Source organism: Pseudomonas sp. GM102 (genome assembly GCF_000282555.1).
In the GTDB taxonomy this organism is placed as follows: domain Bacteria; phylum Pseudomonadota; class Gammaproteobacteria; order Pseudomonadales; family Pseudomonadaceae; genus Aquipseudomonas.
In genome coordinates this window covers 29023-52910 of sequence record NZ_AKJB01000047.1, presented here as the reverse complement: position 1 = coordinate 52910, position 23888 = coordinate 29023, and the positions used below count along the sequence as shown (strand labels likewise).

Here is a 23888-nt window from a genome sequence, read left to right as displayed (position 1 = left end):
AGATGGCAGTGCAGTGTGCAGCACAAACGGAAATTGCTTCTCAGGACCGCTTCGACTATTTCTGGAACCTGCGCGGTGAATGGGTAGAAGAACCCAATGTCCGTCGTGGTGGAGAAAGTGGCGTGCAGCGCGTCATGGGCAGTGATGGACAGCTGCTCTACACCAAGCGTCAAACCGGGCATATCTATCGCAGCGGGTTACACCCGTTCGGCCGGCCGACAGTGCTGCGCGAGCGCGATGCGCTCATCGGCCTGCGCCTGCTCGACGTTCGTGTTCCGGAAATCGTTTTCTGTGGGGCACAGCGCGATCCCGTGCATAAATGGCGCGCATTGCTGGTTACCAAGTCTCTGGATGGCTTCGAAGAAATCCAACACTGGTACGCGGGTGGCGGCCGCGAGCGTTTCGGTGAAGCGGTGCACGATCGCGTGTTAAAGGATCTGGCCGACAACCTGGCCCGCATGCACAAGGGCCGTTGGCAGCACAGCTGCCTCTACATCAAGCACGTATTCGTGCGGGTCACCGGCGAGGGCGAGTCAGCCAAGGTCGAAACTGCCTTGATCGATCTGGAGAAATGTCGGCAGCGTTTGACCGCCCGTCAAGCGGCGGGCCATGACCTGAAACAACTGCGTCGCCACTCGTCGTTCAGCGATACAGACTGGAAAAAACTCGTCTATCTTTATGAAACGGCGTTTGGCAGCGCTATCAAAGGCTTATAGCAATGAAACTCGAAATTGCACGAGGTTTGTTTTTAGCCGGAGCCTTGGCAGTTGCTTCATTGGCGGTGGCGGCCTGGGAGCAGCCCCGCACTCAAGTCCTCAGCTCCGTGCACGGTGACGCGCATTGTCCGTTGCCCCGGGTTGCCAAAGCACCCGTGGCCACTCAACCCGATCATGACTTGTTACTCTTCATGTTCGGACTTTCTCAAGGACTGAGGCCACAGAGTTGAACAGATTGAAGCCCAAATAAAAGGCCTCGCAGTTGCGAGGCCTTTTGCTTTTTGACGTCGATCGTTCCCACGCTCTGCGTGGGAATGCCTCTGCGGACGCTCCGCGTTCGGCTTTGGATGGGACGCGGAGCGTCCCGGGCTGCATTCCCACGCAGAGCGTGGGAACGATCATGGAGCTGCCGAAGGCTGCGATCTTTTGACGTCAAGGTTTATCGGGCTTGGCCAGCAACGTGTAGATGCACGGCAACACGAACAAGGTGAACAGCGTCCCGATCGACATCCCCGTCGCGATCACCGTGCCGATGTCGAACCGGCTGACGGCACCCGCGCCCGTGGCGATGATCAACGGCACCATGCCGAACACCATCGCCGCCGTGGTCATCAATACCGGACGCAGGCGAATGGCCGCCGCTTCCTCCACCGCTTCGCGAGGTGACAGGCCCTTCTCCTTGCGCAGCTGGTTGGCGAACTCGACGATCAGAATCCCGTGCTTGCTGATCAGCCCGATCAACGTTACCAATCCCACTTGGGTATAGATGTTCATGCTCGACCAGCCAAGGAACAGCGGGATCAACGCGCCGCAGATCGACAGCGGCACAGTGACCAGAATCACCAGTGGGTCGCGGAAACTTTCGAACTGGGCTGCCAGCACCAGGAAGATGATCGCCAGCGCCAGAGCAAAGGTGACCCACAGCGCGCTGCCTTCCTGAATGTATTGCCGTGATGCCCCGGCATAGTCGACGGCAAAACCCGCCGGCGCTTCTTCCCGAGCGATCTGGCGCACGGTGTCGATGGCTTCACCCATGCTGACCAGCGGGACCCCGGAAAGAATCGCCGAGTTGAGTTGCTGGAACTGGTTCAACTGGCGCGGTCGCGCCCGGTCGGTCACGGTGATCAGGGTCGACAGGGGCAGCAATTCGCCCTTGGCGTTCTTGACGTAATAATGGTTCAGCCAGTCGGGGTTATCCCGGAAGGGCCGTTCCACCTGGGCAATGACTTTGTAGCTGCGACCTTCGATGGTGAAACGGTTGATCTCTGCTTCACCCAGCAACGTTGCGAGTGTGCCGCCCAGGTCCTGCATCGATACACCCATCTGCGCAGCCTTGGCCCGATCGATATCCACCACGACTTCGGGTTTGTCGAAGGCCAGGTCAACGTCGACGAAAGCGAACTTGCCGGATTCCATCGCTCTTTTTTTAACCCGGTCCGTCACTTCCAGCAACGACTCATAGGTGTTGGCCGAGTTGATCACGAATTGAAACGGCAAGCCTTCGCCGGTGCCCGGCAAGGACGGCAGGTTGAAGCCGAAGATTTGCAGCCCGGAAATGCTCTCCAGTTTGCCCTGAACCTCGGGCAGGATCTGCATTTGGGTCCGGTCGCGTTCGTTCCAGGGTTTGAGCAGGAAGCCGCCGATCCCCGATTGCACGCCGTTGAAGCCGTTGATCTGGAACGAGGAGTAGTACTCGGGGAACTCCTTGAAAATCGTGAGGAACTCGTCGGTGTAGGTGTTCAGGTAGTCGAGGTTGGCCGTCTGCGGAGCGCTGGCCATCATGAAGATCACGCCTTGGTCTTCGTCCGGCGCCAGCTCCGACTGGGTGAATTTGAGCAGCACCGGAATCAGGCACAGCACGATCACCGCGAACACCAGCACCACCGGCCGGGTATTGAGGGTGCCATGAAGCACACTCTGGTAGCGGCGCTTAAGGCCTTCGAAGATCACGTCCAGGCGATGGGCCAGGCCGGTAGGGTTTTCATCGTGGCGCAACAGCAGGGCGCACATCATCGGCGACAGCGTCAGGGCAACGACGCCGGAAATCACCACCGCCCCGGCCAGGGTCAGGGCGAACTCCTTGAACAGCGCCCCCGTCAGGCCGGTCAGGAAGCCGATCGGCGCATAGACCGCCGCCAGGGTGATGGTCATCGACACCACTGGCATGGCGATTTCCGCAGCGCCTTCAAGCGCGGCATCCAGCGGTGTCTTGCCTTCTTCAATGTGCCGATGAATGTTTTCCACCACCACGATGGCGTCGTCCACCACCAGCCCAATGGCCAATACCATCGCCAGCAAGGTCAGCAGATTGATCGAGTAGCCCATCATCTGCATGAAGAACATCACGCCGATCATCGACAGCGGAATGGTGACCACCGGGATCACCACCGAGCGCAGGGCGCCGAGAAACAGGAACACCACCACGATCACGATCAGCACCGCTTCGAACAGGGTTTTCACCACTTCGTCGATGGAGGCCTGGATGAACAGCGTGGCATCGTAGGCGATTTCACCTTTCAGGTTCGGCGGCAACTGGGCTTCCAGCTCCGGCATGATCTTGCGCACTTCCCTGATCACATCCAGCGGGTTGGCGCCTGGCGTGGCCTTGATGCCGATGTACACCGAGGGCGTGCCGCCGAAGGAACTGACGGAGTTGTAGTTCTCCGCGCCCATCTCGACCCGCGCCACGTCCCGCAGCAGTACACGACTGTCGCCCTCTACCTTGAGCGGGATCGCGCCAAAGGCCTCGGCGGATTTGAGTTCGGTGTTGGCGTTGATGCTGGTGACCACATACTCGCCTTTCACTTCGCCGGCGGCGGAGAGGAAGTTGTACTGGCGCACGGCGTTGGTCACGTCGCTGGCGCTCAGGCCATAACCGGCGAGTTTCACCGGGTCCAGCCACAGGCGCATGGCGAACACCTGATTACCGAGAATCTCGGCTTCGGCCATGCCCGGCAGGGTCGCCAGTTTCGGCTGGATAACCCGCGACAAGTAATCGGTGATCTGCGGATTGCTCAGCTCCTTGCTGAAGAAACTGATGTACATCAGCGCCGAAGCGTCGGCGGCTTCCTTGCTCAGCACCGGGTCTTCGGCGTCCTGGGGCAGCTGGTTCTTGACCTCGTTGGCCTTGGCCAGCAGCTCGGTGAACAAGCGGTCGCTGTTGGAACCGATGCGCGCGTAGATCGAGATCACCGAGAAGTTCTGGCGACTGACCGAGGTCATGTAGTCGATGCCTTCGGCGCTGGCCAGGCTCTGCTGCATCGGTTGGGTGATGTAACCCTGGATGGTTTCGGCGTTAGCCCCGGGGTAAGCGGTGGTCACCGTGATCAGGGCGTTTTCCATTTGCGGGTATTGGCGCAGCGGCAATTTGCTCCAGGCCTGGAAGCCCAGCAGCACAATCAACAGGCTGACTACGGTGGCGAGCACCGGGCGGCGGATGAACGGGTCGGTAAAAGCCATGGGGATTCCTTGATCAGTCAGCGCGCGGCTGACTGCTCTTCTCGGCTAGGGTCTTGTCGTCGCTGATGGCAATGTGTGCGCCGTGGTCCAGTTTGATCTGGCCCCCCGTGACCACTTTTTCGCCGTTCTGCACGCCTTTGGTGATCATGACCATCCCGTCGCGGCGCTCGCCGGTTTCGATGAAACGCCGCTCGGCGATCAGGATCGGCTCGCCCTTGTCGTCTTTTTCGAGGCTGCCGTCTTCGGCCTTTTTCTGCGCGACGACGTACAGCGAGTTGCCATAAAGGGTGTAGGTGATCGCGCTTTCCGGCACGACGATGCGTGGCTGCGGATCAGGCAACATCACCTGCAGGCTGGCGAACATCCCCGGCAGCAGTTTGTCATCGGGGTTGGCCAGGGTTGCGCGCACCAGCACGTTGCGAGTGCTGCTCTCGACCTTCGGGTTGATCGCACTGATGGTCCCGGGGAAACTCTCTGTCGGGTAGGCCGAGACAATGACTTGTACCGGTTGGCCGAGGGCGATTTTCGGCACCGATTGTTCGGGCACAAAGAAGTCGACGTAGAGGCTGCTGATGTCTTGCAGGGTGGCGATCATCGTGCCGCTGGCCACGTAGTCGCCGACGTCTACCTGACGAATGCCGATGGTCCCGCTGAACGGGGCGAGGATGCGTTTTCTCTCCAGTGCCGCCTTGAGCTGATTGACGGTGGCACGGCTCTTTTGCAACACCGCCGAGAGTCGGTCGAACTCGCCTTTGGAAATGGCCTGGCTGCCCACCAATTGGCTGCCGCGACCGTAATCCAGTTGCGCCAGTCCCAGGTCGGCTTGAGCGGTTGCCAGCAGGGCCGTTTCAACGGCGGTGTCGAGTTGCAGGATCGGCTGACCGGCCTTGACCTTCTGTCCCGACTCGAACTGCACCTCTTTGACGGTGCCGGCGATCTCCAGGCTCAGGTCGACCCCTTGCAGCGCCGTGAGGGTGCCGACCGTTGGCAAACGGCTTTGCCACGGACGTTCGGTGGCGGTGGCCACGGCGACACTTATCGGTGGTTTCGGCGCGGAGAAGCCTTGCATCATCGTGTAGATGGAGAAGGCTTTGTAACCGGCCAGGACCAGCACGATTAGCAGGACAACACCCAACATGATCAGCATGCGGCGACGCAGCATATTTCCATTTCCTTGGAGAAAATCAGGTGAGACAGGCGGGAACATTACTCCGAGTGTGGCAGTGAATCCAACTGCCACTTTTTACAAGCGAGTACAAAACCTGTAGGAGCGAAGCTTGCTCGCGAAAGCGGTGTGCCAGTCAGCGCAAATACCGACTGATACATCGCTTTCGCGAGCAAGCCTCGCTCCTACAAGGGCGGGTGAGATCAGATGAGATGAAGATGGTTATCCCAGAGCCCGGCAGGCAACTCCAGAGGTTTTGCAACCAGGGTTGTCTGGCGGCAATCGTAGTAGCGGCAGCGTCCTTGGCCGGAGGTCACGACAAAACCATCGGCCACGGCGCCGACGCCGGCGCAGTCGGGAAGTGGCGCATCCAGGCGTACTTCACCGCTGTCCAGGTCCCAGATAAAAAAGCGGTTGCCTCGCGGCGCGGTCAGGGCGACCAGACGCAATTCGCTGTGCACGGCGACGCTGGCGGTGTAATGCCCCATGGCCTGCAATTGATGCTCGGGCACCGGGAACGCCACGAACGGTTGGCCGGGACGTTTGATCGCCAGCAGCTCCGATGATTCATGAGCGGCGCCCATGAACTGCTGACCGGCGACGATGGTGCCATCGCTGGCGACGCCCAAGTGCCGCACGCTGTTCATTTGCTGGGCCAGTGTTTCCTTGCTCAACAAAGTGCCATCGCGCCGCATTAAAACCAGGCTCGGCTCCATCGCGTTGAGGTTCATCTCGACCCGGCTTTCGGCCTCGGTGCGAATGCCGCCGTTGGCCACAATCAGCGTCTCGCCGTCGGGCATCCACGACACCTGATGCGGGCCCACGCCATGGGTGGAAAGCTCGCCGCTGTGGATAAGTCGCTCACCTTCGAACTTATACACACCGAGCAGGCCACGGCCCGGGTCGGTGGTGTCGTTTTCGGTGGCGTACAGCCAGTCGCCGCTGTGGTGAATCACTGCGTGACCGTAGAAGTGCCGGTTCGGCTGCGAGACCACGGTTTGCAGTAACGTGCCGTCGCGCAGGTCGATCAGGTAACTCTCGGTGCCCGGACGCCGAGCGACGAATAGCGCTATCGGCAGCGTCGGGTGGTTGATGATGTCGTGGCACCGCTGGCCGACCTGGGTGGCAAACACCCGGGTGCCATCCAGCCGATAACCGACGGCGTAATGCTTGCCGTCACCGTCGTCCCGCGCCGAGAGCAACAGCGGGCTTTTGTCCTTTTGCTTGAACAGCGTCCAGCCGCCCAGTGTCACCGCACCCAGCAGCAAACTCCCTAACGTCAGAGCCTGGCGTCGCAGCATGGCACTTGCCCTCATCAGTCACCGTCGTTGGCGTTGAAGCCCAGTTGGATGCCCAGCGCCTTGGCCAGTTCGCCTTCGTGCAGGCGATGGACAACGTTGAGGCTGTCGTAGATGGCGTTGAGCTGCTGGCGCCCGGCATCGTCAGTGAGCATGTCGGTCAGCGAGCGTTGGTTGCTGGCGAACAGTTTCAGGGACGCTGCGTAGGCCCCATCGATCTTGTCGGCCAAGGGTTTCTGCTCGCTCGGCAACAGACCGCGCAGGCCTTTGTTGTCGACACCGACCCAGACCGTTTGCGCCGCGCTCAGGCTCGCTTGCAGGCCTTGCAGCGACGATTGGCTACGCCAGGCATCGGCCTGGAACGGCTGCGGCGAGCCCTTGCTCTGACGGCCCATCGGCGTGCCGAGTTTTTTCTTCAGGGTGTCCAGCGCGGTGACCTGCACGCGCAGCAGATCGGCGATCGCCTCGTGGGAGTCGGCGTAGCGCTGGTTCGGGAATTTGCTCATCTGCGCGAGCATGCCGTCGTTGGTGTTCCAGCGCGACAGGATCTCTTCGGCCAGTTGCTTCTGACGTTCGCCAATGGCAGTCAACAGCGGGCAGTATTTGGCTTTCTGCGCGCTGTCAGCCATGTCGATCTTGCTGTCGAACAGAATGTATTCATAGGCCGAGAGGCCTTGCACCACAACGCTGGACTTGGTCAGGGCGGCGGCATCGATCTGCGGCTGCGCGGTCACTAATTGCTCGACCTGACGGCCGACGAGGTTCTTCTTGTCCGGCCAGAACTGCACTTGCCACGAACGGTTGCCCTCGGCCAACGGCCCGATCAGCAGCGGTTGCAACTCGGCCCAGGCTTTCTGCGCGTGCAGGAAGTCGGCGCGGGCGGTTTCGAGGTTTTCCTTGCCTTGGCAGAACGCCAGGGCGCTGACCGCCAATTGACGGTCGGCTTCGACCCAGCGGCTGTAGGTCGGCAGGATGACTTGCTTGGCGATGGCCGCCGACGTGACCGCTTGCGGATCCTGGGGCGAACAGGCGCCCAAGGCGAGGGCGGCAAGGCTGGTGAACAACAATTTGGGACGGAACATGTCGGGCTCCCGCTGAAGGAAAACGTATTAAAGGGAATTCAAAAACGCCAGCAACGCCGCACGCTGCTCGGCATTGAAAGACAAAACCTGTTGCTGCGCCGCCTGTGCCTCGCCGCCATGCCAGAGCACGGCTTCAAGCAGATTGCGGGCGCGGCCGTCATGCAAAAACTGGGTGTGGCCGTTGACCGTCTGCGTCAGGCCGATGCCCCACAACGGCGGCGTGCGCCAATCGCGGCCGCTGGCCTGGAACTCGGTGCGGTTGTCGGCCAGGCCGTCGCCCATGTCATGCAGCAGCAGGTCGCTGTAAGGGCGAATCACTTGATTGGCCAATTCAGGTTCCGCGGCGTTGGCGGCGGTGGTGTATTTCGGGGTGTGGCAGGACTGGCATCCCGCCTGGAAAAACAGATTCTTGCCGGCCAGCACTTGCGGCGCGCCGACATCGCGACGGGCCGGCACCGCGAGGTTACGGCTATAGAACAGCACCAGACGCAGAATGTTGTCGCTGACTTCCGGCTCGCCATCTGGGCCATTGCCGTTGGGCGCCTGCTTGCAAGCGGTTTGCGCATCGGTGCAGTCATCAACGGGTCTCAGGCTGGTCGTGAGGCCCATATCACCAGAGAACGCGTGAACGTTTTGTTGATTGAGGTTCGGTTGCCCGGCCTTCCAGCCAAATCGCCCGAGGACGGTTTTCTGCTGCGCGTCATCCCAGACCCGGTTCGGTCGTCCGGCGATGCCGTTCTTCTCCCGAGCCTGGGCCTCGGCGTTAGCCAGGATGGCCTCGTCGGGGATCGCCTCAAGCAAGCCCAGGCCAATCATCGGCGGTGCGATGCGCGCCGAGAAACGCGTGTCGGGGTGCATCGGGCCGTAGCCGAGCTGGGTCATCTGCAAGGTCGGCTTACGCAACTCGATTTCGCTGCCGTCCTTGAACCGCACCGGGACCGCTGTGTAATCGACGCGCACCTTGCCTTCCGGAACGACGCCGGGCACCGACATGTCCTGGAACTGCCCGCCGTAGACCGGCTCTGGCACCACGCCCACTTGTTCGATGATTTTGGCATAGGCCGGCGCATCAGGGATCGACAGACGCACCAGCATCGACACCGCATTCGGCGCATCGGGCGCGGGCGGGTGACCGCGACCGTCCTTGATGTGGCAGTTCTGGCAGGCGTTGGTATTGAACAACGGACCAAGGCCATCGCGGGCGGTGGTGGTTGACGGCGCGATCACCCAAGGGCTGCGAAAGAAACTGTTGCCGACACTGAAATCGACGCGCCGTGACGGCGGTAGATTGGCGGACGGCAGGGAGAATGCGTTCTGATCGGTCTTGCGCACCGTTGCGCTGCCGCCGGAGCGGGCCTCACCGGGTTCGGCCTGGGTAAAACGCGGGGCGTCATCGCAGGCACTCAGGCCCAGGGCCAGCAGCAGTGCAGAAAAGCGAAGAGGCAGCGAGGGCATCGGACATCCTGCAAGACGAGCAAAACAAGGGCGCAAAGTCTAACAGGGCAGGGGAGTTTGAATAAGAGGAATTATCGTTTGCTTCAATTTGTAGGAGCGAAGCTTGCTCGCGAAAGCAGTGTGACAGTCACCAACGATGTTGAATGTGACGCCGCCTTCGCTGTAGGAGCGAGGCTTGCCCGCGAAAGCGGTGTGTCTGTCACCAATGATGTTGGATGTGACACCGTCTTCGCGGGCAAGCCTCGCTCCTACAAGGATGGAGTTTGGCAGGGACAAAGGCGACCCGAAGGTCGCCTTTGTATTCACTCAGCCAGCGTTGATCAGAACTCGTGATCAGCGTTGTCCGGGTTCAGGTCGCTGATGCCCAGTTTGCCAGCGGCGGCTTCGATCGAACCGGTCTGCTTGACCAGCGAAGCGATGGCGTCGCGCACGATCTGGTTGCCAGCCGTGTTGCCCGCAGCGATCAGTTGGTCGTAGTGCTCACCCTTGTTGGCGTGATCGACGATGACCTGCATCTTGGCTTCGGTAGCCGCCAGGTCGGCTTTCAGCGCGGTGTCGGCCGCCGGGTCGGCTTTGGCGACCAGCGACGACAGGCTCGCACCGGTCATTTTGCTGCCATCGACACGGGTGTATTCGCCCAGGTACACGTTACGCACGCCTTTGGCATCGTAGAACTGCGAGTTGTGGGTGTTGTCGCTGAAGCAGTCGTGTTCGTCTTCCGGGGAGTTGGCTTCCAGGGAAACCTTCATGCGCTCGCCCGCCAGTTCGCCCAAGGACAGGCTGCCCATGCCGAACAGCATTTTGCGCAGGCCGGTTTCAGCCGGTTCCGCTTCCAGGGTGGCGCGGTAGTTGTCAGCCACGTTCGGCTTCCAGTTACCAACCATTTCTTGCAGGTCGTTGACCAGCAGTTGGGTCACGGATTTCAGGTAAGCGCGACGACGATCGTTGTGACCGCCGGTAGCGCCTTTGCCTTCCAGGTAGTCGGAAGCCGGACGGTTGCCGGCGCCAGGGCCGGTGCCGTTCAGGTCCTGGCCCCAGAGCAGGAATTCGATGGCGTGGTAGCCAGTGGCAACGTTGGCCTCGGAACCGCCCAGCTCGTTCAGGCTGGCGAGTTTTTCCGGAGTGATGTCTTTCACATCGACCTTGTCTTCGCCGACCTGAACGTTAGTGTTGGCGATGATGTTGGCGGTGGCGCCCGGGTTACCCAGTGCGTGTTCGTAGGATTTGTCGACGTAGTCGATCAGGCCTTCGTCCAGTGGCCAGGCGTTCACCTGACCTTCCCAGTCGTCGATGATGGTGTTGCCGAAGCGGAACACTTCGCTCTGCAGGTAAGGCACGCGGGCCGCGACCCAGGCAGCCTTGGCGGCTTTCAGTGTGTCGGCGTTCGGCTTGGCGAGGAATGCGTCGACGGCGGTTTGCAGGGTTTTCGCGGTGGATTCGGCATCGCTGTAAACGGCGAAGACGATGTCGGCGTAGTGCGCGACCACAGCCTTGGCGGCGGCTTCATCGACTTTACCGGTAGCAGCAGGCGCAGCCGGGGCAGCGGTGTTGGCGGCCGGGGTCGGCGCTTGTGGAGCGGCAGCCTTGTCTTTGCCTTCGCCGCAACCGGCGAGGGAAATAGCGATGGCCAGCAGACTGGCGGTAGCCAGAGGCATACGAATCATGGCGAACATCCTGCTTCGGTGATTGATGGACGCGCGTGGAGGGCGCGCAAAACTGCGACATAATGCAAATCTTTCGCATTATGTGTAAAGGGTTGTTCCTGTAAATATTTCTTATTCACGCGGCTGAATGCCAACAGAATGATCTGTAACAGCTGGCAGATCTCTGTGGCGAGGGAGCTTGCTCCCGCTGGACGGCGAAGCTGTCCCAAATTCTGCAACCCGGTTCTGCCAGAAGTATCGCGTCAACCTGATTGCGACTGCTGCGCAGCCGAGCGGGAGCAAGCTCCCTCGCCACAGGGTTTAGCCAGTTCCTTCAAAGGCTGTTTCAGAGGATGGCCGCGTTACTGCGTTGGGCTTGCTTGAGGTAGGCACTCAATTCCCGTGCCGGCAGCGGTTTGCTGTAGTGATAGCCCTGACCTTCGTGGCAGCCTTCGGAGATGATGTAGGCCTCTTGCTCGGCGGTTTCCACACCTTCGGCAATCACCTGCATGCCCAGGCTCTTGCCCAGCTGGATGATGGCGCGAACGATGGTCGCATCGTCGTCGTCATCGAGCAGGTCCTGAACGAAGCTCTTGTCGATCTTGATCTTGTCCAGCGGCAGGCTTTTCAGATAGCTCAATGACGAATAACCGGTGCCGAAGTCGTCGATGGCGATCAGCGCGCCGGAGCGGCGCAGGCTCAACAAGTGCTGGGCGGCGGTACTGATGTCTTCCATCAGTCCGGTTTCGGTGACTTCCAGTTCCAGGCTACGCGGTGGCAAGCGGTACATCTGCAGCAGGTTATTGACCACCCGCGGCAACTCGGCGTGGTGCAATTGCACGGTGGACAGATTCACCGCCATGCGCAGGTCGAAACCCTGATCGTGCCATTCGCGCAATTGTTTGCAGGCCTGATCCAGCACCCATTCGCCGATAGCGATGATGGTGCCGTTCTGCTCGGCCAGCGGGATGAACAGGTCTGGCGGCACTAGCCCGTGTTCGGGATGTTGCCAGCGAATCAACGCCTCGACGCCCACCACGCGATGATCGCGGTAGCTGATCTGCGGCTGGTAGACCAAGTAGAACTGGTCGCGGATCAAGGCATCGCGCAAATCTTTTTCCAGCTCGCGGCGCCGCCGCATTTCCGTGTCGACGCTGGCGATATAGAACTGATAGCGGTTGCGCGAGCGAGTCTTGGCCAGGGTCATGGTCTGCTCGGCTTTTTGCAGCAACTTCTCGGTGCTGTCACCGTCCTCGGGGAACAGGGTGATGCCGATGGTGGCGCGCAGGCGGATTTCCTGATGATCGAGGGCGAACGCCGCTTCCAGATCATCCAGAATGCTTTGGGCCAGTTCGGCCGCTTCATAGGGTTGTTCGATGTCTGCCTGAACCAGTGCGAACTGGTCGCCACCCAAGCGGGCGAGGGCGCCGAGGCGACCGCTATGGGCCCGCAGTCGATCGGCCAGGGCCAGCAGCAATTGGTCACCGGCCTGATAACTGAACTGTTCGTTGATGCCTTTGAAATCATCGAGCCCGACACACAGCACCGCAACCCGACGCTGCAATTTACCGGCGTCGACGAGGATTTTGTCCAGTTGTTGCTGTAATTGCTGGCGGTTCGGCAAACCGGTGAGGAAGTCGTACTGAGCCATGCGCAGCAGGCTGTTTTCCGCTTCGTGGCGCAGGTGAGTGTTGCGCTCAATGGATTCGAGCAACTGGTTGGCGGTGTTGATCCAGACGCCCAACTCGTTTTTCTCATGACCCTTGAGCTGCGGAATCTTGTGGGCGCTGGGCCGGTCTGGGTTGATTTCGGTCAGATGTTCGATAATCCGCGACAGCGGTTTGGTCAGCAGCCAGTGATAGACCAGATACAGCACCAGGGCCATGGCGAGGGCGCGCAATACGCCAGAGATGAAGATGATCACCGAGCTGACAATGAAGCCCTTGCCGTAGGTGGCGGTGTCGAGAGTAATGCTCAGGTCGCCGTAGTACTCACTGTAGGGCCCGCGACCCACCAGTTGGGTGGTGAAGGTGCGTTCCTGGCCGAGGATCAGATCGGTCAGCCAGCGGCTGTTGGAGTGCTGCAACTCACGGGTTTTTTGCGCCAGCATGGCTTCATGAGGGTGGCCGATGGAGGCCATGCGCACGGCGTCGTCCTGAAACAGGCCTTCGATCACCTGCATGCCCATTTCCCGGTCCAGGCTGTAGACGGCCTGGGTCGAGGGGTCACGGAACATATCGAGGATGCGCTGAGCATCATTGGCCACGGCCTGGCGTGTTTTATAGGCATCGAAAACGATCTGCGCGCAGCTCAAGACCACGCCGACGATCAATGCCGACAGGAGCACGACCCGGAGCAACTTCACCGACAAGCTGTTCTTGAGTTCCAGCTTCAAAGGGTTATTCCTTGTTCCGTGCGGGTAGCGTCAAGTTGCCGTGAGTATTGGCAATCCGGTGATGTCAGTCAAAGGGACAATCCAACCCAGGGGATTTTGCCGGTAGCTTGGCCGATAGGCTGTTGTTTGGAGTATTTGCCCTATTAGCACTGTGTCGGTTGTTGAGGCCCGCAACTTGAGGGGAACGGGACAATTTTTCCTTGTGGTTGATGTTAGACGGCTGTGATGTGGGGGCAAGAGGGCGAATGCTACTCGTGGTTGTGATTCAGCAGGTCATCATGCTGGTGGAGCTGGCGGTAAGCCGGGCGCTGGATAACGTCGATCCGGCATAGACCGCGTTATCGTTCTTCGCGGGCAAGCCTCGCTCCTACAGGATCATCGACGTTCCCAGATTCAATGCCCCCTGTAGGAGCGAGGCTTGCCCGCGAAGGCGGCTGCAGGAATGTACCCATTTCCCCAGCCCATAAAAAACCCGGCAAAAGCCGGGTTTCTTGACTGGCGCGAAGCTTAAGCGGTGAAGGTTTTACCTTCGAACTGCTCAGCCACGAACTTCCAGTTGACCAGGTTCCAGAACGCTTCGACGTACTTCGGACGAAGGTTGCGGTAGTCGATGTAGTAAGCGTGTTCCCAGACGTCGCAGGTCAGCAGCGGGGTGTCGCCGCTGGTCAGCGGGTTGCCGGCGCCGATGGTGCTGGCCAGGGCCAGGGAACCGTCAGCCTTTTTCACCAGCCAGCCCCAACCGGAACCGAAGGTGCCGATGGAGGTTTTGCTGAACTCTTCCTTGAACTTGTCGAACGAACCGAACGCTGCGTTGATGGCATCAGCCAGCGCGCCGGTTGGTTGACCGCCGGCGTTTGGCGCCAGGCAGTTCCAGTAGAACGTGTGGTTCCAGACCTGAGCGGCGTTGTTGAAGATACCGCCCGAGGAAGTCTTGACGATTTCTTCCAGGGTCTTGCCTTCGAACTCGGTGCCTGGCACCAGGTTGTTCAGGTTCACGACGTAGGTGTTGTGGTGCTTGTCGTGGTGATACTGCAGAGTTTCCTCTGAAATGTGCGGCTGCAGGGCATCGTGTGCGTAAGGCAGCGGCGGCAATTCGAAAGCCATGATGATTCTCCTAATCAGGTCAGTTGCGGTGAGCGCAAGGCCGATCACGGGCGGCCAGACATGCGCCGGGGAGTTTGTACTCTTTGCGGCGCAGGGATCGGATCATAGCACCGGGGGTGCGGCATAACCACGCAACAACTGTGTGGAATAGAGGTTCCAGAGCCTTTTGGAATAAATCACCCGGCGCTGATTAACTGGAACGCTACGCTGAACATCATGACGGCGACCAACAGGTCGAGGATTCGCCAGGTGCTTGGCCGTGCCAGCCACGGCGCCAGCCATGCCGCGCCAAGGGCCAAAGTAAAAAACCACAGCAATGACGCACTGGCCGCACCCACTACATAAGCACCGGGCTCGGTTTGTTGTGCGCCGAGAGAACCGATCAGCAACACGGTGTCCAGATAAACGTGCGGGTTGAGCAACGTCACCGCCAACGCACTGAGCAGCACTGCCCGTAGCGAGCGTACGGTCTGATTTTCACCCTGTTGCAGGCTTTGTTTCGAACAGGCCCTGCGCAACGCCAGGCTGCCATACCACAGCAAAAACGCCGCGCCTCCCCAGCGGGCGATGGCCAGCAGGGTCGGGTTTTGCGCCAGCACCGTCGCCAGCCCGAACACTCCGGCGGCCACCAGCAGCGCATCGCAGGTCACGCAGAGTGCCGCCACCGGCAGGTGATGTTCACGCCGAAGGCTCTGCGCCAGCACAAACGCATTCTGGGTGCCGATCGCCATGATCAGCCCCACGGCCACCAACAGGCCGTTCACATAGCTTTGCCACATTCGTTTTACTCCGCGTTGGTCGCCAGATCCCGCAGTACTTGCAGGGCGCGTTCGGCATCGGCTTGGCCGACGAACAAATGATCGTGGTAATACCCGGCGATCACGTTGCAACTGATGCCGGCCTGGCCCAGCGCCGTGGCGAACGCGGCAGTCAGGCCGACGGCTTCGAGGGCCGAGTGCACGTTCAAGGTGATCCAGGCGGCGACGTAGTCGAAGCTGAAACCGGCCTTCTCGGCGTGGGAACGTTGCAGAATTACCGTCAGGCCTTCCCGTTCACGAAAACTGCCGACAATCTCAAGGCCGGCGGGCAACTTGCCGTCGCGCAAGGTGCAGAACACATACTCGCCGTCGTTGAGTTGCGGGCTCATGCTGCGTAGCAGGGTTGCCAATGACGTTTCGCCAGCCATGTAGGTGATCCTTGTTCAAGAGTTCTTGCTGGCCATTCTCCGGTTGAACGCTGTATAAGAAAAACCAATAGTCATGATCGCTCATTAGGAAAACTGATGTTCGACTACAAGTTGCTTTCCGCGCTCGCCGCCGTCATCGAGCAGGCCGGATTCGAACGCGCCGCGCAGGTGCTGGGTTTGTCCCAATCGGCGATCTCCCAGCGCATCAAACTGCTGGAGGCACGGGTCGGCCAACCGGTGCTGGTACGGGTCACACCTCCGGCGCCGACGGAGATTGGCCGGCGCTTGCTTAACCATGTGCAGCAAGTGCGATTGCTTGAGCGCGATCTCCAGACGTTGGTCCCGGCGCTGGACGAAGAAGGCCTGCCGGAACGCCTGCGTATCGCCCTGAATGCCGACAGCCTTGCCACCTGGTGGGCCGAGGCGGTGGGGGACTTTTGCGCGGAACAACATCTGTTGCTCGACTTGGTGGTAGAAGACCAGACCGTCGGCCTTAAACGCATGCGCGCAGGCGAAGTGGCGGGGTGTCTCTGTGCCAGTGAACGGCCGGTGGCCGGTGCGCGCAGCGTGCTGTTGGGGGCGATGCGTTACCGTGCGATGGCGAGCCCGGCGTTCATTGCCCGGCATTTTCCCGAAGGTGTGCGCGCCGATCAGTTGGCCAAAACCCCGGCGCTGGTGTTTGGCCCGGATGATTTCCTCCAGCATCGCTACCTCGCCTCCCTCGGTGTGGATGGCGGTTTCGAACACCATTTATGCCCATCGTCCGAAGGGTTTCTTCGCCTTACGGAAGCGGGGCTTGGCTGGGGCCTGGTGCCTGAGCTGCAGGTGCGCGAGCAGCTGGAGCGCGGTCAATTGGTGGAGCTTTTGCCAGATAAGCCGATCGATGTGCCGCTGTACTGGCATCATTGGCGCAATGGCGGTCAGCTGTTGGGGTTACTCACCGACCAATTGGTGCACTCGTCGAAGCAATGGCTGGTGCCCTTAGAGCAGCGGTAAGCGTCAAGCTGCGAGCGGCAAGTGAAGAGCTTGCCCACCGGTTTTAACTTGCAGCTCGTAGCTTGAAGCTTGTAGCTGCATCTGTAGGAGCAATTCATGAAGATTCTGGTCACCGGCGCAAGCGGCTTCATTGGCGGGCGCTTTGCGCGTTTCGCCCTGGAGCAGGGCCTGGACGTGCGGGTCAACGGTCGCCGGGCCGAGAGCGTCGAGCATCTGGTGCGCCGTGGCGCCGAGTTCATTCAGGGCGATTTGAGCGACCCGCAACTGGCGCGCGACCTGTGTTCAGACGTCGAAGCCGTGGTCCATTGCGCCGGCGCGGTGGGTTTGTGGGGGCGCTATCAGGACTTTCATCAAGGCAACGTCGAGGTCACCGAGAACGTGGTCGAGGCCTGTCTGAAACAGCGGGTTCGGCGCTTGGTGCACTTGTCGTCGCCGTCGATCTATTTCGATGGTCGTGATCATCTGGGGTTGACCGAAGAGCAAGTGCCCAAGCGCTTCAAACATCCCTACGCCGCGACCAAATACCTGGCCGAGCAAAAAGTCTTCGGTGCGCAGGAATTCGGTCTCGAAACCCTGGCCCTGCGCCCGCGTTTCGTGACGGGCGCCGGCGACATGAGCATTTTCCCGAGATTGCTGAAAATGCAGCGCAAAGGGCGGTTGGCGATTATTGGCAATGGCCTGAACAAGGTCGATTTCACCAGCGTGCAAAACCTCAATGAAGCGTTGCTCAGCAGCTTGCTGGCCAGCGGTTCGGCCCTGGGCAAGGCCTACAACATCAGCAACGGAGCGCCGGTTCCGTTGTGGGATGTGGTCAATTACGTGATGCGCCAAATGGATGTCCCACAGGTTACCCGCTACCGTTCCTACGGTTTGGCCTACAGCCTTGCCGCGCTCAACGAGGGTGTGTGCAAGCTGTGGCCCGGTCGTCCCGAGCCGACCCTGTCGCGGCTGGGCATGCAGGTCATGAACAAAAACTTCACCCTGGACATCAGCCGCGCACGCCATTATCTGGACTACGATCCGAAAGTCAGCCTCTGGACCGCCCTTGATGAATTCTGCGGCTGGTGGAAGGCTCAGGACATTCGCTGACACACAAGGGTGGCCCTGACTGAACCGAGTTCGGGGTTCAGGGTCAACCGGTGCGGCAGCGGGGGTTATACTTCGCCGCATCAAGCCATCACCGCGTTCCACAAAGGTTGACCCTAATGCCCATGCGTAACGATGCCAACGACGACTTCGACGATGTCCCGAGCCTGCGCGCCAGCAGCCTCGATGACGATGATTTTCCGACCACCGCTCGCACTTCCGTGCATTCGCGCACCACACCGGTGGTCAAGGTCAAAGGCCCGAGCACCGGCCCTTTGTGGGCATTGGTCGGCGCGTTGTTCTTTGCCTTCGCCGGCCTTGCTTGGTGGAGTTTTCAGCAGATCTCGCTGATGGAACAGCAACTGGTGGCGACCCAGGAAAGTTTCGCGCGCATCAGTGAGGAAGCGGCGGGGCGCTTGCAGGACATTTCCGGCAAGGTCGTGGCCAGCCAGTCCAACGTCAACACCGGCAGTGAAGCGTTGAAGCTGCAAATCAAACAGCTCGAAGGCAAACTCCAGGACCAGAGCAAGCAGCTGGAAAGCAAGCTTCAGGACCAGAGCAAACAGCAGCAAGGCGTACTTGGTCAGACCTCCGAACTGGACAAACGCCTGGCGCAAATGACCGCGCAAGCCACCGAACAACAAACCGCCAATGCTCAGTTGCAGGCCCAGGTCAAAGCCTTGAGCGGCGAACTGGCCGCGTTGAAGAACGCGTCGGCCGATAGCAGCCAAATCGATGCCCAGCTCAAAAGCCTGGGTGCCGACATTACCGCGCTGAAGAGGCAAGGCAACCCGAGCGCCGCCATCGAGCGCCTGGAGCAAGACATGATCGTGCTCAAAAGCCAGCAGGACAACCGCCCGGCCGCCGCACAAGGTGGCACCAACACCGCCGAGTTCGACGCCTTCCGCAGCCAGGTCACCCGCAACATCAACACCCTGCAGGCGCAGATTCAGAATCTGCAGCAGCAGCTGCGCACCCGGCCTTGATTGACTGATGCAGTGATGAGGAATGGGGCTTTTGTGGCGAGGGGGCTTCTGTGGCGAGGGGGCTTGCTGTGGCGAGGGAGCTTGCTCCCGTTCGGCTGCGCAGCAGTCGCAAATCAGGCACCGCGGATTACCTGAAGAATTGTGGTGAATGGGTTTGGGGCGGCTGCGCCACCCAGCGGGAGCATGCTCCCTCGCCACAGAAAAGCGCCTCGCCACACAAAGCCCTTCAAAGCACAGACCTCCCCACCGTTTCCTGAATATTCATACATAGCCCCAAGCCGTCTACGCTCTTGAAACACTAACAAGAACGGGGGAATGCGCCATGGGGGTTCTTCACAAGCTGGCCTGGCTGGGCGGGATGCTTTTGCTGTGCCTGGGGCCGGTTCATGCCGCCACGACGGAAAAGGCTGACAGCCAGGCCGCCAAAGCCTTGCTGGAAAAAGCCCTGGCCTATTACCACGAGCAGGGTGACAAGGCTTTTGCGGCGTTCAGCCGTCAGGGCGAGTTTGTCGACAAGGATCGTTATGTCTTCGTGGTCGATACCAAGGGCGTGATGCTCGCCAGCGGCGGGCCATCTTCGGCGTTGATCGGCCGCGATGTGTCCGAGGTACTCGGGCCGGATGTACAGAAAGCCTTCAAGGACGCCTTGAAAGTGCCGGAGGGCAACGGCATTCAGCAGGCCGAATACCGCTGGCAGAACTGGGCCGACGGTAAGGTTGAACGCAAGCATGTGTTCTATCAGCGCATCGGCCAGCGGATTCTGGCGGTCGGTTACTACCTGCCACGGGCCTCGCCGCAACAGGCGCAAGCGTTGCTCGATAAAGCAGCGGTCGATCTGGCTAAAAACGAGAAGGGCACGCTCACAGCGATCAACTCCCTCAAGGGCGGTTACTTGCAGGATGACCTGTACGTGTTTGTCGTCGACCAGGATACCCAGCGCTATGTCGCCCACGGCACCAACCTGCGACTGATCAATACCGACTTCGGCAAGATCAAGGACCCGGAAGGCAAACCGGTGGGCGAGCCTATTCTGGCGCTGATGGCCAAACAGGATGACGGCGAATACGAGTACCGCTGGAAAAACCCGGTGACCGGCAAGGTCGAAGACAAGCATGCCTACCTGAAAAAGGTCGGGCATTTTCTGGTGGCGGTGGGGTATTACAGCCCTTGAAGGGTAGACATTGATCGTTCCAACGCTCTGCGTGGGAATGCCTCAAGGGACGCTCCGCGTTCCAATGGGACGCAGAGCGTCCCGGGCTGCATTCCCACGCAGAGCGTGGGAACGATCGGTCGGAGGGGTTAGCGAACCTTGTCCTCCCGCCCCCGCAACACTCTATTGGGCATGGCAATCGCCGCCGCCAGCCCCAGCAATGACACCGCCGCGCTAACCATCAGCAAATGCCGGAAGGTCAGCAGCAACTCAGCGCGCAAAGCGTTTTGCGCATCCCCCGGCGCACCGTTCAAACCGTCCAGCAAGACATTCCCCGAACTGCCCTCGGCCATCAGCGACGAGCCGGCCAGGTGCGCGAAACTCGAATCCTGCAACAACGCCAGCAGCAGCGCCGACATTAACGCCACACCCACTGCCCCGCCCAGAGAGCGGAACAGATTGGTGGTGCTGGTGGCGACGCCGATGTCCCGTTGTTCCACCGAGTTTTGCGTGCCCACCAATGATGTGGGGAACTGCATGCCGCTGGCGATACCACTGAGCAACATGAACAGACTGCTCAGCACAAACGCCTGAGGCGCACTGAACGCCATGCCGAGAATCGAGAACGGCATCAGCAAGGCGCCAGTCAGGATCATCGGTTTATAGCGACCGCTCACCGAGGTCTGGCGTCCGGCAAAGTACGCGCCTATCGGCAAACCCATGGCCAGCGGCAACAGGTGCAGCGCGGCGCTGTCAGCCCCGGCGCCGGTGACGCTCTGAAAGCGCAGCGGCATCAGCACGATCAAGGAAATCGCCTGGAAACTGGTGAAGAAAATCGTGCACCAGCAAAAAATCGCACTGCGGTTGGCGAACAAGTGCATCGGCAGCAACGGTTCCCGCGCCCGCCGTTCATGCCAGACGAACAGCGCCAGCACCACCACCGCACAACCGAGCAAGGCCGATACTTCGGCGCTGCGCCACGAATGGCCCTGGCCGACCTGAGTGATGCCCAGCAACAACGCCGTCAGGCCGATGATCATCAGCAATGTGCCGAAGTAATCGATGATCGGCTTGCGCTGCGGCACGGGCAAACCCACCAGCGTACGTTGGGCCACCAGCCAGGCACCCAGGCCCAATGGAAGGTTGATCAGAAATACCCAGCGCCAGGACAGGTATTCGGTCATGTAGCCACCGAGCACCGGGCCGGCCACGCTGGCCACCGCGTACATGCTGCTGAAGTAACCCTGATAGCGACCGCGTTCGCGGGGTGGAACGATGTCGCCGATGATTGCCTGGCTCACCGAAATCATCCCGCCGGCGCCGATGCCCTGAAGAATCCGCGCCAGCACCAGTTGCTCCATGCTCTGCGCCATGCCGCAGAACAACGACGCCAGGGTGAACACCCCCATGCCGAACAGCATCAACTTGCGGCGCCCATACAGGTCGCCGAGTTTGCCGTAAATCGGCACCGCCACGGTCATCGCCACCATGTACCCGGAAATCACCCAGGCCAGCAGGCTGACATCCTTGAACTGCGCGGAGATGGCCGGCATCGATACAGCGACGATGGTCTGGTCCAGCGCGCCCAGAAAAATCGCCAGCATCAGGGCGATCAGGACGCTGCGAATGGCCGGTTTGGGCGTTTCAGGCTGGTTGAGATTGGTCACGGGTAAAACCTGCGGGCAGTAATAGGCCCGCAGCAGGCAAGGCGAGCGGGATGCTCGCCAGTGTAAGTCGGTAGCAGGCTATTCGATAGCCTCGTATGGAAGGCCAACGTAATTTTCGGCGATGGTTTTTCGGCCCGCCTCGGAGTCCACGAAATAGGCCAGCTCCGATTCGCTGATGCGCTGGCTGAACGCGTCGTGCTCGTCGAAGCGATGCAACATCGAGGTCATCCACCAGGAAAACCGCTCGGCTTTCCACACCCGCCGCAAGCAAACCTCGGAATACTTCTCCAGCAAATCCACACGCCCTTCGCGGTAAACCTTCAGCAGAATATTAAACAACGTACTGACGTCGCTGGCCGCCAGGTTCAGGCCCTTGGCACCGGTGGGCGGGACGATGTGGGCGGCGTCACCGACCAGGAACATCCGCCCGTACTGCATCGGTTCGACCACGAAACTGCGCAGCGGCGCGATGCTTTTTTCGATCGAGGGGCCGGTCACCAGCGTGTCGGCGAGGGCGGCTGGCAGACGGGATTTGAGTTCCTCCCAGAAGCGTTGGTCAGACCAATCCTCGACTTTGTCCTGGGCCGGTACCTGGAGGTAATAACGGGTACGTGTCGGCGAACGCATACTGCACAGCGCAAAACCCCGTTCATGCCGCGCATAGACCAACTCTTCGTGCACCGGCGGCGTGTCAGCGAGAATCCCCAGCCAGCCGAACGGATAAACCCGCTCGAATACCTTCAGGCAGTCGGCAGGGATCGACTGCCGCGCCACGCCATGGAAACCGTCGCAACCGGCGATGTAGTCACAATCGAGTCGATACGTTTCGCCGTTCTTGTCGAAGGTGACAAAGGGTTCAGCGGTTTTCATGCCGTGGGGGACGACATTGCTGGCTTCGTAGATCGTCTGTGCACCGGCGTCCCGACGAGCGGCCATCAGGTCGCGGGTGACTTCGGTCTGGCCATAGATCGTTACGGTTTTGCCGCCCGTCAGCGCCTGCAGATCGATGTGTACCCGGCGCCCGTCGAGGGCCAGTTCGAAGCCTGCATGCACCAGCCCTTCGGCGTCCATGCGCTGACCCACCCCGGCCTGACGCAACAGCTCTACCATGCCTTGTTCGAGGACACCGGCGCGGATGCGTCCGAGCACATAGTCCGGGGTCTGGCGTTCGATGATCAGGGTGTCGATGCCGGCGTTATGCAGCAATTGGCCGAGTAGCAGACCAGAGGGGCCGGCACCGATGATCGCGACTTGGGTTTTCAGTGTTTTCATTGTTTTTATGACTCGCAAGCTCCACACGACCAAGGCCGGTGAATGATTTTTATGGATCGAGTACTTGCATTTTTCACTTGCGAGTCTGTCAATTGAAGGGGAAAACTGAGCCGATACCTGTACATTCTGCCAATCGGTGCGATTATCGCCCCGTTACCCTCGAGGCCTGGATTGAAGTGATGAACAAGCCTGACCTGCCATCGATTCCGGTGTTCAAACTCTACGGTGAAAGCCTGGACTGGCCGACCCCTGACTTGCTGCACTGTGAAACCATTTCCAAACGCAGCCGCGAACATCAATGGGAAATCAAACCCCACCGCCACGCCGATTTGTGTCAGTTACTCTTCGTTTTCAAAGGTCAGGCAGAGCTTGAGATTGAAGGTAAGCGCTCACAATTGACTGAGCCGGCAATCCTGATTCTGCCGCCGTTATCGGTGCATGGTTATCGGTTTTCCGAGGACGTCGAAGGTTTCGTCGTCACGCTGGCCGCGCCGCTGATCGCCCACCTGCAAGCACAGCTGGGCAATTCGGTGAACGCTCTGGCACAGGCCGAAAGCTACCCGGCGGGCAAGGACAGCGAGTACCTCAACAGCCTGTTTTCAGCGCTGCAAAGCGAGTACACCGGCCATCAACCGGCGCGGGAAATGCTCATGCATTCGCTGGTCAGCGTGATTATGGTGTGGATCAGCCGCCAGGTGATTCAGCGCCAAACCGCCACCCAGCGTCCGCAGCGGGCTCGGGAATACCTCAACGGCTTTATTCAGCTGGTGGAAGAAACCTATCGCCAGCACGTCAAGGTCGAGGACCTGGCTCATCGGCTGGGGATTTCCGTGTCCCACCTCAACGGCACGTGCCGTGAACTGGCGGGGCAACCGGCGTTGCAGATCATGCATGAGCGTCAATTGCTGGAGGCCAAGCGCTTGCTGACCTACACCAGCATGACCATTTACGAAATGTCCGACGTGTTGGGGTTTTCCGATCCGACCAACTTCACACGCCTGTTCCGACGTCGCGTGGGGATCTCGCCCAAGGCCTTTCGCGACCGCTTGAAGGCCGATCAGGACGCTGCCGATAACGAGACCTGAACCCTGTGGCGAGGGGGCTTGCCCCCGTTGGGTGGCGAAGCCGCCCCCCGAACCAGCGACCGCGATTTGACAGATACACCGCATTCTCCAGTATTGCGACTGCTGCGCAGCCGAACGGGGTGATGCGGCATTCCGACAAGCCC

General features: G+C 60.3%; 19 protein-coding genes. 7 read left to right on the top strand and 12 right to left on the bottom strand.

Translation table 11 applies throughout. From position 1 onward, the window contains the following. Positions 1–2: 2 nt before the first annotated feature. Together PMI18_RS20060 and PMI18_RS0129445 are read left to right on the top strand one after the other, a co-directional pair. Positions 3–716 carry a lipopolysaccharide kinase InaA family protein gene (locus tag PMI18_RS20060; protein ID WP_007898431.1) on the top strand — a complete coding sequence of 238 codons (714 nt, stop codon included), beginning with the start codon at positions 3–5 and terminating at the stop codon, positions 714–716. Between the two features lie 2 nt (positions 717–718). Further along, positions 719–946 (top strand): hypothetical protein, encoded by a 228-nt coding sequence (locus PMI18_RS0129445; protein WP_026331876.1) that lies wholly within the window; start codon positions 719–721, stop codon positions 944–946. Between the two features lie 202 nt (positions 947–1148). On the opposite strand, the gene PMI18_RS20065 is transcribed toward PMI18_RS0129445, so the two are convergent. The 10 genes from PMI18_RS20065 to PMI18_RS20110 form a co-directional block, all read right to left on the bottom strand. Beyond that, positions 1149–4175 carry a multidrug efflux RND transporter permease subunit gene (locus PMI18_RS20065; RefSeq protein WP_007898430.1) on the bottom strand — a complete coding sequence of 1009 codons (3027 nt, stop codon included), beginning with the start codon at positions 4173–4175 and terminating at the stop codon, positions 1149–1151. A gap of 13 nt (positions 4176–4188) precedes the next feature. Then, positions 4189–5337 carry an efflux RND transporter periplasmic adaptor subunit gene (locus PMI18_RS20070; RefSeq protein ID WP_007898429.1) on the bottom strand — a complete coding sequence of 383 codons (1149 nt, stop codon included), beginning with the start codon at positions 5335–5337 and terminating at the stop codon, positions 4189–4191. Between the two features lie 206 nt (positions 5338–5543). After that, positions 5544–6641, bottom strand: coding sequence for a DUF1513 domain-containing protein (locus PMI18_RS20075; RefSeq protein ID WP_007898428.1), 1098 nt, complete (start codon positions 6639–6641; stop codon positions 5544–5546). A gap of 14 nt (positions 6642–6655) precedes the next feature. Beyond that, a complete protein-coding gene (locus PMI18_RS20080) occupies positions 6656–7720 on the bottom strand; it encodes an imelysin family protein (protein ID WP_007898427.1) in 1065 nt (354 codons plus the stop codon). Between the two features lie 27 nt (positions 7721–7747). Further along, positions 7748–9175 carry a di-heme oxidoreductase family protein gene (locus PMI18_RS20085; protein ID WP_007898426.1) on the bottom strand — a complete coding sequence of 476 codons (1428 nt, stop codon included), beginning with the start codon at positions 9173–9175 and terminating at the stop codon, positions 7748–7750. Between the two features lie 320 nt (positions 9176–9495). Then, positions 9496–10839 carry an imelysin family protein gene (locus PMI18_RS20090; protein ID WP_007898425.1) on the bottom strand — a complete coding sequence of 448 codons (1344 nt, stop codon included), beginning with the start codon at positions 10837–10839 and terminating at the stop codon, positions 9496–9498. A 325-nt stretch (positions 10840–11164) separates the two neighbouring features. Next, entirely contained in the window at positions 11165–13213 is a 2049-nt protein-coding gene (locus tag PMI18_RS20095) for a putative bifunctional diguanylate cyclase/phosphodiesterase (protein WP_007898424.1), read from the bottom strand. 507 nt (positions 13214–13720) lie between these two features. After that, positions 13721–14317 (bottom strand): superoxide dismutase, encoded by a 597-nt coding sequence (locus tag PMI18_RS20100; protein ID WP_007898423.1) that lies wholly within the window; start codon positions 14315–14317, stop codon positions 13721–13723. 176 nt (positions 14318–14493) lie between these two features. Further along, entirely contained in the window at positions 14494–15096 is a 603-nt protein-coding gene (locus PMI18_RS20105; protein ID WP_007898422.1) for a LysE/ArgO family amino acid transporter, read from the bottom strand. Between the two features lie 5 nt (positions 15097–15101). Further along, on the bottom strand, positions 15102–15503 hold the full coding sequence (locus tag PMI18_RS20110; RefSeq protein ID WP_007898420.1) for an ACT domain-containing protein: 402 nt from the start codon (positions 15501–15503) through the stop codon (positions 15102–15104). A gap of 96 nt (positions 15504–15599) precedes the next feature. On the opposite strand from PMI18_RS20110, the gene PMI18_RS20115 reads away from it, so the two are divergent. The 4 genes from PMI18_RS20115 to PMI18_RS20130 all read left to right on the top strand — a co-directional run bounded on the left by PMI18_RS20115 (position 15600) and on the right by PMI18_RS20130 (position 19742). After that, complete coding sequence (locus tag PMI18_RS20115; protein ID WP_007898418.1) at positions 15600–16499, top strand: LysR family transcriptional regulator ArgP; 900 nt, start codon at positions 15600–15602, stop codon at positions 16497–16499. Between the two features lie 96 nt (positions 16500–16595). Continuing rightward, complete coding sequence (locus PMI18_RS20120) at positions 16596–17588, top strand: NAD-dependent epimerase/dehydratase family protein (protein WP_007898415.1); 993 nt, start codon at positions 16596–16598, stop codon at positions 17586–17588. A gap of 116 nt (positions 17589–17704) precedes the next feature. Further along, positions 17705–18571, top strand: coding sequence for a hypothetical protein (locus PMI18_RS20125; RefSeq protein ID WP_007898412.1), 867 nt, complete (start codon positions 17705–17707; stop codon positions 18569–18571). A gap of 322 nt (positions 18572–18893) precedes the next feature. Continuing rightward, positions 18894–19742: a cache domain-containing protein gene (locus tag PMI18_RS20130; RefSeq protein ID WP_007898407.1), complete on the top strand. Its 849-nt coding sequence runs from the start codon at positions 18894–18896 to the stop codon at positions 19740–19742. Between the two features lie 128 nt (positions 19743–19870). On the opposite strand, the gene PMI18_RS20135 is transcribed toward PMI18_RS20130, so the two are convergent. Both PMI18_RS20135 and pobA read right to left on the bottom strand, forming a co-directional pair. After that, positions 19871–21388: an MDR family MFS transporter gene (locus PMI18_RS20135; RefSeq protein WP_007898405.1), complete on the bottom strand. Its 1518-nt coding sequence runs from the start codon at positions 21386–21388 to the stop codon at positions 19871–19873. A 78-nt stretch (positions 21389–21466) separates the two neighbouring features. After that, positions 21467–22660, bottom strand: a complete 1194-nt coding sequence (pobA, locus tag PMI18_RS20140) for a 4-hydroxybenzoate 3-monooxygenase (protein ID WP_007898403.1) — start codon at positions 22658–22660, stop codon at positions 21467–21469. Positions 22661–22839: 179 nt separating this feature from the next. Here pobA and PMI18_RS20145 point away from each other — a divergent pair, with 179 nt between their 5' ends. Next, on the top strand, positions 22840–23745 hold the full coding sequence (locus tag PMI18_RS20145) for a helix-turn-helix domain-containing protein (RefSeq protein WP_007898401.1): 906 nt from the start codon (positions 22840–22842) through the stop codon (positions 23743–23745). The last annotated feature ends 143 nt before the right edge of the window (positions 23746–23888 follow it).

Coding starts and splice junctions, on each gene's coding strand:
- PMI18_RS20060 (WP_007898431.1), top strand. CDS start 3: ATGGCAGTGCAGTGTGCAGCACAAACGGAAATTGCTTCTCAGGACCGC.
- PMI18_RS0129445 (WP_026331876.1), top strand. CDS start 719: ATGAAACTCGAAATTGCACGAGGTTTGTTTTTAGCCGGAGCCTTGGCA.
- PMI18_RS20065 (WP_007898430.1), bottom strand. CDS start 4,175: ATGGCTTTTACCGACCCGTTCATCCGCCGCCCGGTGCTCGCCACCGTA.
- PMI18_RS20070 (WP_007898429.1), bottom strand. CDS start 5,337: ATGCTGCGTCGCCGCATGCTGATCATGTTGGGTGTTGTCCTGCTAATC.
- PMI18_RS20075 (WP_007898428.1), bottom strand. CDS start 6,641: ATGCTGCGACGCCAGGCTCTGACGTTAGGGAGTTTGCTGCTGGGTGCG.
- PMI18_RS20080 (WP_007898427.1), bottom strand. CDS start 7,720: ATGTTCCGTCCCAAATTGTTGTTCACCAGCCTTGCCGCCCTCGCCTTG.
- PMI18_RS20085 (WP_007898426.1), bottom strand. CDS start 9,175: ATGCCCTCGCTGCCTCTTCGCTTTTCTGCACTGCTGCTGGCCCTGGGC.
- PMI18_RS20090 (WP_007898425.1), bottom strand. CDS start 10,839: ATGATTCGTATGCCTCTGGCTACCGCCAGTCTGCTGGCCATCGCTATT.
- PMI18_RS20100 (WP_007898423.1), bottom strand. CDS start 14,317: ATGGCTTTCGAATTGCCGCCGCTGCCTTACGCACACGATGCCCTGCAG.
- PMI18_RS20105 (WP_007898422.1), bottom strand. CDS start 15,096: ATGTGGCAAAGCTATGTGAACGGCCTGTTGGTGGCCGTGGGGCTGATC.
- PMI18_RS20110 (WP_007898420.1), bottom strand. CDS start 15,503: ATGGCTGGCGAAACGTCATTGGCAACCCTGCTACGCAGCATGAGCCCG.
- PMI18_RS20115 (WP_007898418.1), top strand. CDS start 15,600: ATGTTCGACTACAAGTTGCTTTCCGCGCTCGCCGCCGTCATCGAGCAG.
- PMI18_RS20120 (WP_007898415.1), top strand. CDS start 16,596: ATGAAGATTCTGGTCACCGGCGCAAGCGGCTTCATTGGCGGGCGCTTT.
- PMI18_RS20125 (WP_007898412.1), top strand. CDS start 17,705: ATGCCCATGCGTAACGATGCCAACGACGACTTCGACGATGTCCCGAGC.
- PMI18_RS20130 (WP_007898407.1), top strand. CDS start 18,894: ATGGGGGTTCTTCACAAGCTGGCCTGGCTGGGCGGGATGCTTTTGCTG.
- pobA (WP_007898403.1), bottom strand. CDS start 22,660: ATGAAAACACTGAAAACCCAAGTCGCGATCATCGGTGCCGGCCCCTCT.
- PMI18_RS20145 (WP_007898401.1), top strand. CDS start 22,840: ATGAACAAGCCTGACCTGCCATCGATTCCGGTGTTCAAACTCTACGGT.